This is a genomic window from Bradyrhizobium sp. RD5-C2 (genome assembly GCF_019972155.1).
In the GTDB taxonomy this organism is placed as follows: Bacteria; Pseudomonadota; Alphaproteobacteria; order Rhizobiales; family Xanthobacteraceae; genus Bradyrhizobium.
This window is the reverse complement of record NZ_BOVL01000013.1, coordinates 133,839-148,955: the sequence shown is the minus strand read 5'-3', so window position 1 is coordinate 148,955 and position 15,117 is coordinate 133,839. Positions and strand designations below refer to the sequence as shown.

General features: G+C 65.4%; 15 protein-coding genes. 5 read left to right on the top strand and 10 right to left on the bottom strand.

Annotated features, from left to right (window positions below; genetic code table 11):
- Position 1: 1 nt before the first annotated feature.
- Genes BraRD5C2_RS17435 through BraRD5C2_RS17400 form a run of 8 tightly spaced genes read right to left on the bottom strand, consistent with a single transcriptional unit; the run spans position 2 to position 8,756 of the window.
- The gene (locus tag BraRD5C2_RS17435) at positions 2–745 is read right to left on the bottom strand and encodes an NAD(P)H-dependent oxidoreductase (RefSeq protein ID WP_223969954.1); all 744 of its coding nucleotides are present in this window, start codon (positions 743–745) and stop codon (positions 2–4) included.
- Between the two features lie 4 nt (positions 746–749).
- A complete protein-coding gene (locus BraRD5C2_RS17430; RefSeq protein WP_223969952.1) occupies positions 750–1,910 on the bottom strand; it encodes an ABC transporter substrate-binding protein in 1,161 nt (386 codons plus the stop codon).
- Between the two features lie 34 nt (positions 1,911–1,944).
- Complete coding sequence (locus BraRD5C2_RS17425) at positions 1,945–2,991, bottom strand: branched-chain amino acid ABC transporter permease (protein WP_223969950.1); 1,047 nt, start codon at positions 2,989–2,991, stop codon at positions 1,945–1,947.
- Positions 2,991–3,863: a branched-chain amino acid ABC transporter permease gene (locus tag BraRD5C2_RS17420; RefSeq protein WP_223969949.1), complete on the bottom strand. Its 873-nt coding sequence runs from the start codon at positions 3,861–3,863 to the stop codon at positions 2,991–2,993. The genes BraRD5C2_RS17425 and BraRD5C2_RS17420 overlap by 1 nt, the downstream gene beginning before the upstream one ends.
- Positions 3,864–5,798: an AMP-dependent synthetase/ligase gene (locus tag BraRD5C2_RS17415; protein WP_223969947.1), complete on the bottom strand. Its 1,935-nt coding sequence runs from the start codon at positions 5,796–5,798 to the stop codon at positions 3,864–3,866.
- The gene (locus BraRD5C2_RS17410) at positions 5,798–6,589 is read right to left on the bottom strand and encodes an ABC transporter ATP-binding protein (RefSeq protein ID WP_223969945.1); all 792 of its coding nucleotides are present in this window, start codon (positions 6,587–6,589) and stop codon (positions 5,798–5,800) included. Before BraRD5C2_RS17410 ends, BraRD5C2_RS17415 begins: the two co-directional genes overlap by 1 nt.
- Entirely contained in the window at positions 6,586–7,440 is an 855-nt protein-coding gene (locus tag BraRD5C2_RS17405; RefSeq protein ID WP_223969944.1) for an ABC transporter ATP-binding protein, read from the bottom strand. The genes BraRD5C2_RS17410 and BraRD5C2_RS17405 overlap by 4 nt, the downstream gene beginning before the upstream one ends.
- A 5-nt stretch (positions 7,441–7,445) precedes the next feature.
- Positions 7,446–8,756, bottom strand: coding sequence for a phytoene desaturase family protein (locus tag BraRD5C2_RS17400; protein ID WP_223969943.1), 1,311 nt, complete (start codon positions 8,754–8,756; stop codon positions 7,446–7,448).
- 251 nt (positions 8,757–9,007) lie between these two features.
- Here BraRD5C2_RS17400 and BraRD5C2_RS17395 point away from each other — a divergent pair, with 251 nt between their 5' ends.
- Positions 9,008–9,643: a TetR/AcrR family transcriptional regulator gene (locus BraRD5C2_RS17395; protein WP_223969942.1), complete on the top strand. Its 636-nt coding sequence runs from the start codon at positions 9,008–9,010 to the stop codon at positions 9,641–9,643.
- A 25-nt stretch (positions 9,644–9,668) separates the two neighbouring features.
- On the opposite strand, the gene BraRD5C2_RS17390 is transcribed toward BraRD5C2_RS17395, so the two are convergent.
- Both BraRD5C2_RS17390 and BraRD5C2_RS17385 read right to left on the bottom strand, forming a co-directional pair.
- Positions 9,669–10,808: a thiolase family protein gene (locus tag BraRD5C2_RS17390; RefSeq protein WP_223969941.1), complete on the bottom strand. Its 1,140-nt coding sequence runs from the start codon at positions 10,806–10,808 to the stop codon at positions 9,669–9,671.
- 18 nt (positions 10,809–10,826) lie between these two features.
- Entirely contained in the window at positions 10,827–11,246 is a 420-nt protein-coding gene (locus BraRD5C2_RS17385) for a Zn-ribbon domain-containing OB-fold protein (RefSeq protein ID WP_223969940.1), read from the bottom strand.
- A 96-nt stretch (positions 11,247–11,342) separates the two neighbouring features.
- Here BraRD5C2_RS17385 and BraRD5C2_RS17380 point away from each other — a divergent pair, with 96 nt between their 5' ends.
- The 4 genes from BraRD5C2_RS17380 to BraRD5C2_RS17365 are packed head-to-tail and all read left to right on the top strand — an operon-like array spanning position 11,343 to position 15,117.
- Entirely contained in the window at positions 11,343–11,999 is a 657-nt protein-coding gene (locus BraRD5C2_RS17380) for a TetR/AcrR family transcriptional regulator (protein WP_223969939.1), read from the top strand.
- Entirely contained in the window at positions 11,996–13,546 is a 1,551-nt protein-coding gene (locus BraRD5C2_RS17375; RefSeq protein WP_223969938.1) for a class I adenylate-forming enzyme family protein, read from the top strand. Before BraRD5C2_RS17380 ends, BraRD5C2_RS17375 begins: the two co-directional genes overlap by 4 nt.
- Positions 13,543–14,334, top strand: a complete 792-nt coding sequence (locus BraRD5C2_RS17370; RefSeq protein ID WP_223969937.1) for an SDR family NAD(P)-dependent oxidoreductase — start codon at positions 13,543–13,545, stop codon at positions 14,332–14,334. Before BraRD5C2_RS17375 ends, BraRD5C2_RS17370 begins: the two co-directional genes overlap by 4 nt.
- Before the next feature lie 9 nt (positions 14,335–14,343).
- Positions 14,344–15,117, top strand: coding sequence for a crotonase/enoyl-CoA hydratase family protein (locus tag BraRD5C2_RS17365; protein ID WP_223969936.1), 774 nt, complete (start codon positions 14,344–14,346; stop codon positions 15,115–15,117).

Sequence of the window (15,117 nt, the reverse complement as noted above, 5' to 3'; positions counted from 1 at the left end):
TTTAGCCGATAGGCTTGCCCTGACCGATGGTGCGCGCCACGATCCCCGGCTTCAGCCGCCAGTCCTCGCCAAAATCTTCGAGCGGATGGAAGAACAGCGGCTCGGTGCTCTCGATCCGCCGCAGCCGTTCGGCATAGTCGTCGAGATAGCGATGCCGCGTCGCCTCGTCGACGAAATTCACCGAATACGACACGAAGGGCGGCAACACCTTGCAGCCGGCATAGGCCAGCATGCCGTTCTGGATCGGCCACAGCACCACGTCGAGCGCGCCGACCAGCCCGTCGGGCGCGCACATTCCGGGATATGCTGCGGTCGAGGTCACGACCATGGCGCGGCGGCCGGCGAGGCCGCCGGTGTCGTAGCGGCGGCCGCTGCCATAGACCGCGCCGTTGACGAACACGCGGTCGATCCAGCCCTTCATGATGGCGGGAACGGAAAACCACCACAGCGGAAACTGCAGGATCAAGAGGTCGCACCACAACAGCTTCTCGATCTCGGCGGCAATGTCGCCGCTGAGCGCGCCCTGCTGCAGATTGTATTTCTGCTCGCGGTCATATTGCAGCCGGTCGGGAAACCGCCGCTCGCCAAAGTCTTCGGCGGTCGCGACAGGGTTGAAGCGCATCGCGTAGAGATCGGAGATCCTGACCGTGTGCCCGAGCGCGGTCAGTTCCGCCACCGACCGCGCCAGCAGCGCAGCGTTGAACGACTGCGCCTCCTGATGAGCAAAGACGATCAGGACCTTCATCGTTCTAGTTCACCGGTTTGAAGCTGAGCGTCGCCGCATCAGCCTGCATGATCTGCAGCTTCTGGTTGGAGAAGCGGACGCCGGGGCCGAAGCTGATCGGCGCCATCACGCCGGTCTCGACATTCCTGGTCTTCTCCAGTTCCGAGATGGTGCAGGCCCAGGTCGGTTGCTTGCCGCAGCGCTCGATCGCCGCGATCAGGACTTTCGCGGCGGCATAGCCGGTCATGGTGTAGCGGTTGATACCCTTGAACTCGGCCTCCGATACCAGCGGCTTGGCCTTCTCGAGGAACGCCTTGCCGGCGGCGCCCGCGAACGGTTCGACATAGTCGACGGCATAGATGCCGTCGCCGGCCGGGCCCATCAGCTTCAGCACCGGTTCGATGCGGCCGGGCCAGAAGATGCCGGTCACCGGCTTGATGCCGAGCTTCTCCAGCTCCTTCATCATCGCGATGTTCTCGCCGATGATGCCGCCGGCCAGGAACACTTCGGCGCCGGAATCCTTCAGCTGCAGCATGTCGGACGAGAAGTCCTGCTGACCTTTCTTGTAGTTGCCGCTGTAGACGACGTTCAGCTTCTTGGCCTTGACGACGGTATCGAAGCCGTCGCGCACCGTGATGCCGTAATCGTCGTCCTGGGTGATCAGGCCCCATTTCTTGCCGGGATTCTTGTCGGCCAGGAAGTTGACGAGGTGGATGATGCCTTCCTCGTAGGATTGGCCGACCACGAACACGTTCTTGCGCGGCGGCTCCCACAGGAACTTCACCGGCGCGACGTCGATCACGGTCGGGATGCCGGATTTCTCCAGCACCGGCATGACCGCGATCGACTGGCCCGAGCCGGAGATCCCGATCATCGCGAACACCTTGTCGACGTCGATCACCTTCTTGACGCCCTGGATGGTGCGCGCCGTGACGTAGCCGTCGTCCTCCAGCACGTATTTGATCTTGCGGCCGTTGACGCCCCCCGCGGCGTTGGCTTCCGCGATCGCGATCTTGTGGCCGATCGAGGCCGCGACGCCGAGGAGTGCCGGCGGGCCGGTCAGGGGCTCGACGTCGCCGATCAGGATCTCGGTGTCGGTGATACCAGGGTCGGCGGCGGTAGCGGGACCGATGGCAAGGCAGGCCGTGGTGAGCAGCAGCGAGGCTGCCGCCAGATGTCTGATCATTGTCTCCTCCTCATGGTGTTGCGTCTTTTTTTGATTAGTAGCGCAGCGGCCAGTGTACCCAGGTCCGCTTGATGTCGTGCCAGGCGCCGACCAGCCCCCTCGGCTGGAAGCGCAGGAACAGGATGATGACGAGGCCGTAGAGCATGCTCTTCAGCTCCTGCGCGCCGGTCGTGAAGGTCGCGTCCATGTGGGCGCTGAACAGGCTGAAGACGAGCCTTGTCGCCTCCGGCAGCAGCACGATCAGGATGGTGCCGAGCACGGCGCCGAGCGCCGAGCCGAGGCCACCGACGATCAGGATCGCCAGCGCCTCAATCGAGAGCAGGAACGGAAAGCCTTCGACGCTGACAAAGGAGAGATAGATGCCGTAGAGCGCGCCGGCGATTCCGGTGATGAAGGCCGAGGTGACGAAAGCGAACAGCTTGTAGGCGTGCAGGTTGATCCCCATCACGCGTGCCGCGGTGTCGTTGTCGCGGATGGCGACGAAGGCGCGTCCGACCCGGCTGCGGCGGATGTTGAGGGTGGCGAACAGCGTCAAGCTTGCGAAAGCGAGGCAGAGATAGGTGAAGGCGGCATCGCTGTCGAAGTTGATCCCAAGGATCTCCGGCCGCTGCACCTGGATGCCGCGTGCGCCGTTGGTCAGCCAGCGCATCTCCAGGATCACGGTGTTGATGATGAAGGAGAAGGCGAGTGTGGTGATCGCGAGATAGAGCCCCTTGAGCCGCAGCGATGGTGCGCCGACGATCAGGCTGGCAAGCGCCGGCACCACGCCGGCGCCGAGGAAGCCGACCAGCGGCGGCATGTGGTACTTCGAGACCAGCACCGCATAGGCATAGGCGCCGGTGACGAGGAAGCCGACATGGCCGAGCGAAATGAGACCGGTGTAGCCGGTCAGGATGTTGAGCCCGAGCGCGCCGGTCACCGTGATCAGGATGATCATCAGGAACGACACCGCGTAGGAATTCAGCAGATAGGGCGCTGCGATCAGTGCCAGCAGCAGCACGGCCGACCAGAGCCACACCGGCGGGGAATCGACCAGCGCGACCAGTTCGCCATAGCTCTGCTTGTAGTCGCCGGTGCGCATCAGACCCTCTCGATATCGCGTTCGCCGAAGATGCCGAACGGGCGGACCATCAGCACCACGATGATCATGGCAAAGCCCGCGACTTCTTTCATGCCGGAGCCGAGATAGCCGCCGGCGAGGTTTTCGGTGATGCCGATCAGGAGGCCGCCGAGCCCGGAGCCCAGCACCGCATCGAGACCGCCCAGGATCGTGGCCGGAAACGCCTTCAGCCCGAGCTGGAACATCGCCGGCGACAAGTCGTAGGACAGTGCAAAGAACACGCCGCCGATGCCGGCGATCACCGAGGATGCGGCCCAGGCCAGCGCGTGGACCCTGGTGGCGCTGATGCCCATCAACAGCGCGGTGCGGTCGTCGGCTGCGACCGCGCGCATCGCGACGCCGACCTTGCTGTAGCGGAAGAACGCCCAGATCGCGGCAAGCAACGCCAGCAGCGTGACGATCACGGCGATTTGCCCGGTGCGCACGCCGATGCCGCCGAGATGCACGATACCGCGCCCCATGCTGATATCCAGCCCGTGCGGATAGGCGTCCCAGATGAAATTGATGGCCGAGCGCAGGATCACCGCGAGCCCGATCGTCACCATCACGGTCGCGAACACCGGCTCGCCCAGCATCGGCCGCATCACCAGGCGCTCGATGACGAGGCCGAGCAGGACCGCGGCGAGGATCGCGCCGATGGCGACGACGAACACATTGCCGCTGACCGTGGTCGAGATCGTCCAGGCGATATAGGCCGTGATCATGGTCATCTCGCCCTGCGCGAAATTGACCAGCCCGGTGGATTTGTAGATCACCGCAAAGCCCATCGCGATCAGGCCGTAGATCGCGCCGATCGCGAGCCCAGAGATCAAAAGCTGGATGAGATACTGCATTCAGCCCTCCGACTGGTAGATGATGGCGAGCTCGCGCGCGAACTTCTTCTCGATCATGGCGCGGCGCACCTTCTGCGTGGCGGTGAGCTCGCCGTCGTCATGGTCGAGCTCCTTCTCGAGGATGGCGAAGCGGCGGATATTCTCGACCCGGGCGAAGCGCTTGTTGGTGTCGCCCACGATCCGTTCGACCAGCTCGTGCACTTCAGGCAGCTGCGACAACGACTTGTAATTGGTATAGGCCAGCGCCCGGTCGCGCGCCCAGCGACCGACATTGTCGTAATCGACCTGGAGGATGGCGCCGAGGTACTTTTTGGCCTCACCGACCACGATCGCTTCCTTGATGAATTCGGAATCCTTCAGCGCGTTCTCGATCTCCGACGGGGCGATGTTCTTGCCGCCGGCGGTGATGATGATCGCCTTCTTGCGGTCGACGACGGCGATCTCACCGTTGTCGAGCACGTCGATGATGTCGCCGGTGCGCAGCCAGCCGCCCTGTTCGAGCGAGGCCGTCGAGGCCTTCTCGTCGAGGAAGTAGCCCTTGAAGACGCCGGGGTTGCGCAGCAGGATCTCGCCGTCGGTATCGCACTTCCATTCGGTCTGCGGCAGCGGCACGCCGCAGCCGCCGATCCGGTGGTGGCTTTCCGTCTGGATGAAGGCGACGCCGCCGCTTTCGGTGAGGCCATAGCCCTGCGACACCGGGCGGCCGATGATGTCGAAGAAGCGCAACGTCTCCGGCGAGATCGAGGCGCCGGCGCAGAGCCGGTGCCGGCTGTAAGCGAAGCCGAGATGGCGCTGCAGATTGCGGAACATGAGGAGATAGAGCAGCCCGTAGGCGGCACGATCGAGCCAGCCCTCCTTGCCGGCCTGCCGGCGATCCGACAGCGTGCGGCCCCAGGCGAGGCAGGCCTTGGTGAAGCCTTGCCGCAGACGGCCGCTCTCGCCGAGCCTGAACAGAAAGCCCTGTTGCAGTTTTTCGTAAATGCGGGGCACGCCGACAAAGAACGTCGGCGCGATCTCGCGGATGTTGATCGCGACGGTGTCGATCGATTCGGCAAAGGACACCGTGCCGCCGAGCACCAGATGCGTCACCGTGCCGTAGCAGCGCTCGGCGACGTGGCAGAGCGGCAGATAGCTCACCGCCGCGAACGGCTTGTCGGCGATGCCGACGGTCTTGGCATAGGCATAGGCGGCGTAGACGAGATTCCGATGGGTCAGCATCGCGCCCTTGGGCGGGCCCGTCGTGCCCGAGGTGTAGACGAGGATGCAGACATCGTCGGGCGCGCCCTGGTTGATCAGGCGATCGAGGGTAGCATCAGCCTCCGGGTTCGCCTCGGCGTAGCCCTTGCCGCGTTCGCACAAGGCGGCGAACGACATCAGCTCCGATTGCCGATAGTGCCGCAGCCCCTTCATGTCGATGCAGACGATGGCTTCCAGATCCGGCAGGCCGCCATTGTTGGCCATCGCGTCGAGCACCTTGTCGGTCTGCTCCTGATCGCCGGTGATGACGATTCGGGCTCCGGAATGCTTGACGATGTATTGCAGCTCGACCCAGGGATTGGTCGGATAGATGCCGACCGCGACCGCGCCGATCATCTGGGCACCGATATCTGCGTAAAGCCATTCCGGCGTATTCTCGCCGGCGATAGCGACCCGGTCGCCGGGCTTGATGCCGAGCGACAGCAGGCCGAGCGCGACCGCGCGCGCGGTCCCGTAGTAATGCTGCCACGAATAGGGATTCCAGATGCCGTAATCCTTCTCCCGCAGCGCCAATGCATCGCCATGTATGGCGGCGCGTTGCCGCAGCAATTGCGGGATGGTGATGGCGGCATCCGCAAGCGGCGCCTGCAGCGCGTCGGCGCCTGCCGCGGGTGCGCTGCGCGCGGCGTTGGCCCGCAGCGGCGGGTGAGCGGTGCGCAGGCTGTCCATCGTCGACATCACGCGCCCGCCTTCATCGCTTCGGCGCGCTGGCCACCGAGATAGGCCTCCGCGACGGCAGGATCTCGCCTGATCTCGTCGGGCGCGCCTTCTGCGATCTTGCGCCCGAAATTCAGCACATGGATGCGGTCGGAAATGTCCATCACGATGCGCATCTCGTGCTCGATCATCACGACGGTGATGCCGAGCTCGTCGCGGATGTCGAGCACGAAGCGCGCGATATCCTCGGTCTCCTCCTGGTTCATACCGGAGACCATCTCGTCGAGCAGCAGCAATTTCGGCTCGCAGGCGAGCGCGCGGGCGAGCTCGACGCGCTTCTGCTGGCCGTAAGACAGCGTGCCGACCACGGCGTCTCTGATATGCTCGATCTCGAGGAACTCGATGATGTGCTCGACGCGCTGCCGGGCCGCGATCTCCTCCTTGCGGGTGCGGCCGAAGAACACCACGGCGTCCAGCACGGTCGAGCGCAGATGGGTGTGGCGGCCGGTCAGGATGTTCTCGACCACGGTGCCGTGCTTGAACAGCGCGAGGTTCTGAAAGGTGCGGCCGATGCCGACGGCGGCGAATTTCCATGGCGAAATGGTCGCAAGGTCGATGCCGTCGAAGATGATCCGGCCGCCGCTCGGCCGCAGCACGCCCGAGATCATGTTGAACAGCGTGGTCTTGCCGGCGCCGTTCGGGCCGATCACGCTGCAGATCTCGCCGGGGCTTACCTGAAGGCTGACATCGGCGACCGCCTGCAGGCCGCCGAAGCGTTTTGACAGGTTCTCGACCATGAGCAGCGCGGTCACGACAGCCACCGCTTGCGGCGCTTGTAATGCTTGACGTCGCGCAGGCTCTTGCGGCCGGTGGAAGAGACGCCGAGGTAGAACTCCTGGACGTCTTCATTGGCGGTGAGCCGCGCAGCTGTGCCGTCGAGCACGACGCGACCGGTCTCCAGGATGTAGCCATAGTCGGCGATGTCGAGCGCGCGCTGCGCGTTCTGTTCGACCAGTAGCACGGTCATTTTCAGCTCATCGCGCAGCCGGACAATCACCTCATAGATGCGGTCGATGATCAAGGGCGCGAGGCCGAGCGACGGCTCGTCGAGCGCCAGCAGCACCGGATCGGTCATCAGCGCGCGGCCGATCGCGAGCATTTGCTGCTCGCCGCCGGACATGTAGCCGGCGATCTGGTCGCGCCGCTCATGGAGCCGCGGAAACAGCGCAAACACCTTGTCGCGGCGCCCGCGCGCCTCGGCGCCGGTCCTGGTGTAGCCGCCCATCTGCAAATTCTCGTCGATGGTGAGCGCCGCGAACACGCGTCGGCCTTCCGGCACCTGCACGATACCGCGGCGCACCAGTTCGTCCGGCGCGAGGCGATGCACCTCGTCATTGCGGAAGCGGATGCTGCCGTTTTCGATCACGCCCTCCTCGGTGTAGAGGATGCCGGACATCGCTTTGAGTAATGTCGACTTGCCGGCGCCGTTGGAGCCGAGCAGCGCGACGATGCTGCCCTCGGGCACTGCGATCGAGGCATCGCGGATAGCCTCGATCGCGTTGTCGTAGACGATCCGGATGTTGCGAAATTCGAGCAGGCATTCCGGCGCCGGCGCGGCCTGGGGAGTTGCTTGCGACGTCGGATGCGGGATCGTCGTCGGCATCGCGCTCAGACCCGGCCAACCGATCGGCGCGGACGCTCGGCGAAGATCGCATCGGTCACGATCTTGGCGGTCTCGGCGCAAGCCTGGGTACCGCCATTGCCGTACTGCTTCACCGCATCGCCGACGCACCACAGGCCTTCGATGCCAGTCTCGCGCGGCAGGTCATAACCGGCGCAGCTGCGTTGCGCAGGCCAGTCGTCGCGCATCACCCGGATCGAGAGGATCTTCGCCTGATCGAAATTGTGGAACTGCTCGCGCAGATCTTCGAGCGCGAGCGCGACCTCGGCATCCGCGTCGAAATCGCCGAGCGCGGGCACCGGCACGGCGTAGGCGACATAGAGATGCCAGCCGGGCGGGGCCAGTTCGGGGCACGTGGCGGAAAGGTTCGCCATGTTGCAGAGTCGGCGCGTCTTGCCGAAGGTGACGATGCCGGGGTGGTTGATCAGCGGCTCGCGGCTCGCGACATTGATGACGATGTTGGCGGCGGGGCGCAGGTCATTCCTCACCTTGGCGAGATAATCCGCCGGAAATGCCTTGCTGCCGGCGAGCGCGACGGTGGCCTTCGGTCCAGCGTTGCTGACGACAAGATCGGTCTCGATCCGCACCTTCTCACCGTTCCGGAGCACGGTGACGCCTTCGACGCGGCCATTTGATGTGTGGATCGTGGTCGCCGGCGTTTCGAGCCAGATGTCGCCATTGCGCCTGATCGCGCTGCCGAGGCTGTTCCAGACGCCGATCGTGCCCTGCGGGCAGAAGCCGAACTTCTTGAAGGCGCCCTTGCTGGTGAAATAGGTGAGGAAGGCGCGGGCCGGCAGCTCGGCGGCGTTGCAGGCGAAGATTGCCGCGCAGAGATTGCGGAACAGCGCGTGCACCGTGGCGTTGCTGGTGTAGCCCTTCAGCCAATCCTCGGTCGATTGCCGCCCGTCGGGCAGGTTGCCGGAACGGGCGTCGGCGAATTTCTCCAGGATGCGCGAGGCCTGTTTCGTGAGCTGCCCGAGCAACAGCGACCAGCCGCCGCGGCCGACATCGATCACCTTGCCGTCGATGAAGAACGAGCTCGCGGGCGCCGGCGCGCGGATATCAAGCGGCGCGCCGACGGTGTGGAAGGTCTCCTCGAACACGCCGCCGAACTCGATCGCGATCGCGCCGATATTGACCTTGAAGCCGTCGATCTCCTCGGTCGAGGCGCGTCCGCCGAGCCGGTCCTTGTCGTCGACGACGAGCGTATGCAGCCCGCCATGGGCGAGACGCGCCGCGGCGCACAGCCCGCCGGCGCCGGCCCCGATCACGACAGCATCGACCTTTTGAGAATCCACGCGCAGCCTCCCTCAATGCCGCCGGGTTGGTCCCGACGTGCGCAATCCGCTTGCTTGATGGCAGGCACTCTAATATAATCCGACCGGTCGTTCAAATTATTTTTTGACGCAGGTCGCGCGTCATGGTGAGCGATGGAAGAGTTCTGGTGGATGGTGCCCGTAAAGGGGAGGAGGGCGCGGAGCGGCAGTAGTATAGAGAGACGGGTGCCGTCCGATTCCGGCGGCGCCGATGGTGCACGAGAGAGAATGTAATGGCGCGGACGCGCTCAGAAAATTACGACGAGATCCAGCGGGGCATTCTCACCACCGCCTGCGGCCTGTTCGCGCGGCAGGGCTACATGCGCGCCTCGATCGCCGATCTTGCGGATGCCTGCAAGCTGTCGCGCGGCGCGCTGTATCATTATTTCGACTCGAAGGAAGCGATCCTGTTCGCGATCCTCGATGCGCATATCCGCGAGATGATCGCCGATGTCGAGGCCGCGATGTCCGGCAAGGCGGCGACGCTGGAGCAGTTCCGCGCCGCGATCCAGGCCATTGTCGCGTTGAATGCGCGCTCGAGCGACGAGCAGCGCGTGATCCTCAACGACCTCTCGTTCCTCGGGGCGACCGAGCAGGATGCGATCAAGGCGCTGGAGCGCCAGCTGGTCGATACGATCGCCGATCTTCTGGTCACGCTCGACAAGGAAGGCAAGATCGTCAAGCGGACCAAGAAGATCTACAGCATGATGCTGTTCGGCATCCTGAACTTCAGCCACACCTGGTACGACCCGAAGGGCGGCGTCGATCCCAGCGAGTTCGCCGACATGGTGGTGGACCTGTTCCTGTACGGCTTCACGATGCCGGTGCCGGCAAAGGACGCCGCGCGGCCGCTGCGCCAGCGCGCGTGAGCTGGCGCGTTTTCGAGCGGCGGCGTCACCGTTGCAGGATGTGCACATAGCAGACCGCGCCGACGCCGACCATATGCGCCAGCCCGATCCGCGCGCCGCGATGCTGGCGCGGGCCGGCCTCGCCGCGGAGCTGCATCACGATCTCGCCGATCTGGCCGATGCCGGTGGGACCGATCGGGTGCCCCATCGCGATCAGGCCGCCGGAGGGATTGATCGCGCATTGCCCGCCGATATCGAGCGCGCCGTCCTTCAGCATGCGAACGCCGTGTCCTTCGGGGCAGAGGCCGATGCTTTCGATGTAATGCAGCTCCTCGACCGTGAATGCGTCGTGCAGCTCGATGATGTCGAGATCCTTCGGCGTGAGCTTGGCCTGCGCCAATGCGAGGTCGGCGGTCTCCTTGGTGAGCGCCGCGTCGAAGCCGGCGCCGGGCGGATAGACCCGCTCGCTGCGGCCGACCGAGGCCGTGGTGCGGATGGCGCGGCCGGCGTCGATGCCTAATCGGCGAATGCCGTCCTCGGATGCGACGATCACGGCCGCGGCGCCTTCGCCGATCGGCGTGCATTGCAACGACGTCAGCGAGCCCGACACCCGCTTGCCGCCAAGCACCTCGTCGAGCGTGCGCTCCTGCTGCCGCTGCGCATTGGGATTTTTGGCGCCGTTGCGGTGGTTCTTCACCGCGACCCGTGCAATGTCCTCGGTCGAAGCGTTGTTGTGGACCGCGTATTCATTGGTCAGCAGCGCGAAATGCGTGAAGGGGACGATGGCGTCCTCGGCGAGGTTTCCGAGGCAGGTGTCCGGACGCCGCACCGGATTGCGCTTGTCGACGCCAACCGCCAGTGCAACGTCGGAGATGCCGCTTGCGACCTCAATGCAGGCATGGCGGAACGCGGTCGATCCGGACGCCGACGCATTCTCGACATGCATCAGCGGCGCGCCGGTCGCGCCGAGATGGCGCAGCATCGGCCGCCCCGACGCCATGCCGAGCAGCGCGGTCGCGACATAGGTCGATTCCACCACGGGCCATTCGACGCGCGCATCTGCAAGTGCGGCGCGGATCGCGGTGAGGCCGAGCTCCACATAGGGCGTCTCGCTCGGGTTCTGATAGCGGTGCCAGCCGATGCCGACGACGTAGACCGGGCGCAGCTCGTTGAGTGATCGTGTCATGTCAAACCTCCGGACCAATCAGGATGCGATGCTGAAGCGGAGATCGAGCACGGTCTCGCCGCTCTCGCTTTGTCCGACTGGAGCGAGCCTGCCGGTCACGCGCCGGCCCGGCGCGACGGGCGCGCTGTCCTCGGCCAGCAGGGTGCGGATCACGGGCCCGTCGTCGAGCGCGACCTTGACGATGGTGAAGGGGGTCGGGCGGTTCTTGTCGGCGTGCAGGTGAACGGTTGCTTCGGCGAGTAGCGTTCCATCGGCCGAGAGCTCGCAAGGCGTCAGCGCGTCGCCATGGCTGCCGCAGCGCTCGCAGCCATAGGTCTGCATCGGGAAGAAGAAGTATCCGCAGCGGCAGCGGCCGCCCTTGAGGCGGACCGTGGCCCCCGCCCGGTCATTAGGTGCTGCGGAATACAGCCCTGGTTTCAGTAGCTCACCCGGTTGCATGCGTTTTCTCCAAGAAACTTGTTGACCAACCAACAAACATTATTCTAGCTTGAATGCAAGCAAGAAGTCGCCGCACGGCAAAGGGAGCGAAGCTGAATGGCACGAGCAGTTCGACGCGCGCAGGAGCAGCGAGATGACGCGCCCGTGTCGGTGTCGCGGCGGACCCAGGTCGAGCGGCGCGATGAAGCGGAGCGGCGGATCCTCGAAGCGGCCGCGCTGATCGTGGCCGAAAACGGGCTCGAGGCGATCACGTTGGCGGAGGCCGGCGAGCGCGCCGGCTACAGCCGCGGTCTGCCGTCGCACTATTTCAAGACCAAGGCCGATCTGCTGTCGGCGCTCGGCACCTACATCATCGAATCCTTCATCACCGAGCGCCGCGCTTCCGCACCGGGACTGACCGGCTACGACAGCCTGCTTGCGTCGTGCCGATACTACTTCGTGATGCCGGCGCGGAATCCTGCCATGGCGCGCGCCTTTCACGCCGTGCTGGCCGGCGCGCTCACCGTGCCGCCGATCACGGCTACCGTGGCGAAACTCAATCGCGAAACGCGAGGCGAGATCGCCGCGGCGCTGCGGGCGGGAATGGCCGAGGGGCGGTTGCGCGCGGATATCGATCCGGAGATCGAAAGCGCGCTCATCCACGCCACGCTGCGCGGATCGGTGGCGCAGTGGCTGGTCGATCCGGAGGGACTGGATCTCGAGGTCATCAGCGCGCACTTCATCGCGACGCTGGAACGGAGGCTGACGAAATGAGCATCCTGCCGAACAGCGTCGAATACTGGGCCGCCAATCGCCCCGACGATGTCGCCTTCATCGAGGGCGATCACCAGATGACATGGTCGCAGCTCAACGATGCGGCGAACCGCGTTGCGCATGGCCTCGCGGCCCGCGGCGTCGTCGCCGGCGACATCGTGGTGCTGCGGACCCAGATCCGGATCGAGTGGCCGATCCTGAGCGAGGCGATCGGCAAGCTGCGCTGCTCGCTGCTCGGCCTGAACTGGCGGCTGACGCCGTCGGAGACGCAGTACGTGCTGTCCAACAGCGGCGCCCAGGTCATCGTCTGCGACGATGAGGATCCGGCGGCGCTGAAGCCCGCATTCGAAGGTCTACCGATCAAGCTCGCGGTCTCGATCGGCACAGTGTCGCCCGGCTTCGTCGCATTCTCCGAACTGCTCGACACGTTTGCGGAGCCGCCGCTGCATTCCACCGGTCGGCCGCCGCTGATCCTCTACACTTCAGGCACCACGGGCCTGCCCAAGGGCGTGGTCTCGGCGGTGCAGCCGGGTGTGCAGATGGATCAACGCACCAGCGAATATCTCAGCGACGTGGCGCAGACCCGGCGCGGTCAGCCGGGCGGCGTCTCGCTGTTGACGCTGCCGCTGCATCATGGCGCCGGCCCGTCGCAGGTCTGGGGTGCGATCCATCTCGGCAATCCGGTGATCCTGATGCGCCGCTTCGATCCCGAAGGCGCGCTTCGCCTGATCGCAAGGCACCGCGTCACCAACTGGACCGGCGTTCCCACCATGTACAAGCGCCTCGCAGCGCTGCCGAAGGATGTGCTCGACGCCTACGACGTGTCGTCGATCCGCGCCCTATCGGTCGGCGCAGCGCCGGTGCCTTACGAGCTCAAGCGCTGGATCATCCGCTATTTCGGCGCAGGCGTGCTTGGCGAAGGCTACGGCGCCACCGAGGTCGGCATGATCAGCTTCCTGCCGCCGGAGATGCAGGAGCGCAAGCCCGGCTCCAGCGGCCGTCCGCACAAGCATGTCGACATCTCGATCCGCGATGCCGAGGGGCGCGAACTGCCGCGCAACCAGTCCGGCGAGATCTGGATCAGGACGCCGGTGACGATCCGCTCCTATCTGAACGGCAAGCCGCTCGGAACCGACACGCGCGACGACGATGGATATTTCCGCGTCGGCGACGTCGGGATGCTCGACGACGACGGCTATCTGTTCATCACCGATCGCGCCAAGGACATGATCATTGCCGGCGGCGTCAACATCTATCCGGCCGAGATCGAAGCCGCGATCCTCAGGCATCCCGATGTGCAGGACGCAGCTGTCATCGGCATCCCCGACGACGAGTTCGGCGAGCAGGTCAAGGCGTTCTGCGAGCTGAAGCCGGGCCACATCACCGACGAGGCAGCGATCCTCGCCTTCTGCCGCGAGCATCTTGCTTCCTACAAGCGGCCCAAGACGCTGTCGATCGTCGATGAACTGCCACGCAACACCATGGGCAAGCTGCTCAAGCGCGAACTGCGCGAGCCCTACTGGAAGGGACGGGAGAGAAACGTATGAGTGATATTCTTGATCTGAACGGCAAGGTGACGCTGATCACCGGAGCGGGCCAGGGCGTCGGGCGCCAGATCGCGCTGCATTTCGCCGCGCACAACGCTGCCGGCATCGTCGTCAACGACTACTTCCTCGATCGCGCCGAGCAGGTCGCGCGGGAAATCAATGCCGCCGGCGGCAAGGCGGTCGCGGTGCAGGCCGACGTCACCGATCTCGCCTCGGTGAAGGCGATGGTCGGCAAAGCCCAGCAGGCCTTCGGCCCGACCGATGTGCTCGTCAACAATGCCGGCAATGCCGGCGCGACCCCCGATCCCGATGCGCGCAAGCCGTTCTGGGAGACCGGCCCTGAGGTCTGGAACAGTTTCATCGGCGTCAACCTCTACGGCGTCATCAACTGCGCCTCGGCCTGCATTCCGCAGATGATCGAGCGCAAGGGTGGCCGCATCGTCACCATCATCTCGGATGCCGGCCGCGCCGGCGAGGCGGGCCTCGAGGTCTATTCGGGCGCGAAGGCGGGTGCCGCGGGCTTCACGCGCGCGGTCGCGCGCTCGCTCGGCCGCCACAACATCACGGCGAACTGCGTGGCGATTGCCGCGACGCTAACGCCGGCGATCGAGGCGCGGCTGAAGGCCGATCCGGAGCGGCAGAAGAAGATGATGGAGAAGTACGTCATCCGCCGCCCGGGCCTGCCGTCCGACGTCGCCAACATGGTGCTGTTCCTTGCCTCCGACGCGAGCGCGTGGATCACCGGCCAGACCTATCCGGTCAATGGCGGCTTTACCTTCGCATTGTGAGGCGCATCGATGAGTACTGAGAACGAACAGGTCGTTCTGACCGAGCGGCGCGGCCACATCCTGGTCGTCACGCTGAACCGTCCCGAAGCGCGCAACGCCTGCAACGCGGCGCTGGCGCGCGGCATCTCCGATGCGATGGATCTGCTCGACGCGGAGGATGCACTGTTCGCGGGTGTCATCACCGGCGCGGGCGGCAACTTCTCGGCCGGCGCCGATCTCAAGGCGGTTGCGCGCGGCGAGCGCGGCGTGACTGAACGCGGCGGTTTCGGCTTGTTTCGCCGGCCGCCGCGCAAGCCGCTGATCGCGGCCGTCGAGGGCTATGCCGTTGGCGGCGGGCTCGAGCTCTGCCTGTCCTGCGATCTCATCGTCGCCGCGCGGGACGCCAAGATGGGGCTGCCGGAAGTCCGGCACAATGTCGTTGCCATCGGTGGCGGCCTGTTCCGGCTGCCCAAGCGGATCCCCTATCACGTCGCCATGGAGCTGGCGCTGACCGGGCAGTTCAAGGGCGCGGAGTACTTTGAACGCCTCGGCCTCGTGAACCGGCTCGTCGAATCCGGACAGGCGCTGGAGGCGGCGGTTGTCTTCGGCAACGAGCTCCTCGTCAACGGCCCGACGGCGCTCGCCGCATCGAAGGAGATTATCTTCCAGGCCGCGAATTGGACCGACGAAGAGGGGTGGACCGCGCAGGGGCCGATCGCCGAACGCGCGCTCAAATCCGAGGATCGCAACGAAGGACTGAAGGCCTTCGCCGAGAAGCGCAAGCCGGTCTGGAAGGGACGCTGA

Excerpts from the sequence above, each read along its gene's own strand:
- BraRD5C2_RS17435 (WP_223969954.1), bottom strand. The coding sequence starts at position 745 with ATGAAGGTCCTGATCGTCTTTGCTCATCAGGAGGCGCAGTCGTTCAAC.
- BraRD5C2_RS17430 (WP_223969952.1), bottom strand. The coding sequence starts at position 1,910 with ATGATCAGACATCTGGCGGCAGCCTCGCTGCTGCTCACCACGGCCTGC.
- BraRD5C2_RS17425 (WP_223969950.1), bottom strand. The coding sequence starts at position 2,991 with ATGCGCACCGGCGACTACAAGCAGAGCTATGGCGAACTGGTCGCGCTG.
- BraRD5C2_RS17420 (WP_223969949.1), bottom strand. The coding sequence starts at position 3,863 with ATGCAGTATCTCATCCAGCTTTTGATCTCTGGGCTCGCGATCGGCGCG.
- BraRD5C2_RS17415 (WP_223969947.1), bottom strand. The coding sequence starts at position 5,798 with ATGTCGACGATGGACAGCCTGCGCACCGCTCACCCGCCGCTGCGGGCC.
- BraRD5C2_RS17405 (WP_223969944.1), bottom strand. The coding sequence starts at position 7,440 with ATGCCGACGACGATCCCGCATCCGACGTCGCAAGCAACTCCCCAGGCC.
- BraRD5C2_RS17395 (WP_223969942.1), top strand. The coding sequence starts at position 9,008 with ATGGCGCGGACGCGCTCAGAAAATTACGACGAGATCCAGCGGGGCATT.
- BraRD5C2_RS17390 (WP_223969941.1), bottom strand. The coding sequence starts at position 10,808 with ATGACACGATCACTCAACGAGCTGCGCCCGGTCTACGTCGTCGGCATC.
- BraRD5C2_RS17385 (WP_223969940.1), bottom strand. The coding sequence starts at position 11,246 with ATGCAACCGGGTGAGCTACTGAAACCAGGGCTGTATTCCGCAGCACCT.
- BraRD5C2_RS17380 (WP_223969939.1), top strand. The coding sequence starts at position 11,343 with ATGGCACGAGCAGTTCGACGCGCGCAGGAGCAGCGAGATGACGCGCCC.
- BraRD5C2_RS17375 (WP_223969938.1), top strand. The coding sequence starts at position 11,996 with ATGAGCATCCTGCCGAACAGCGTCGAATACTGGGCCGCCAATCGCCCC.
- BraRD5C2_RS17370 (WP_223969937.1), top strand. The coding sequence starts at position 13,543 with ATGAGTGATATTCTTGATCTGAACGGCAAGGTGACGCTGATCACCGGA.
- BraRD5C2_RS17365 (WP_223969936.1), top strand. The coding sequence starts at position 14,344 with ATGAGTACTGAGAACGAACAGGTCGTTCTGACCGAGCGGCGCGGCCAC.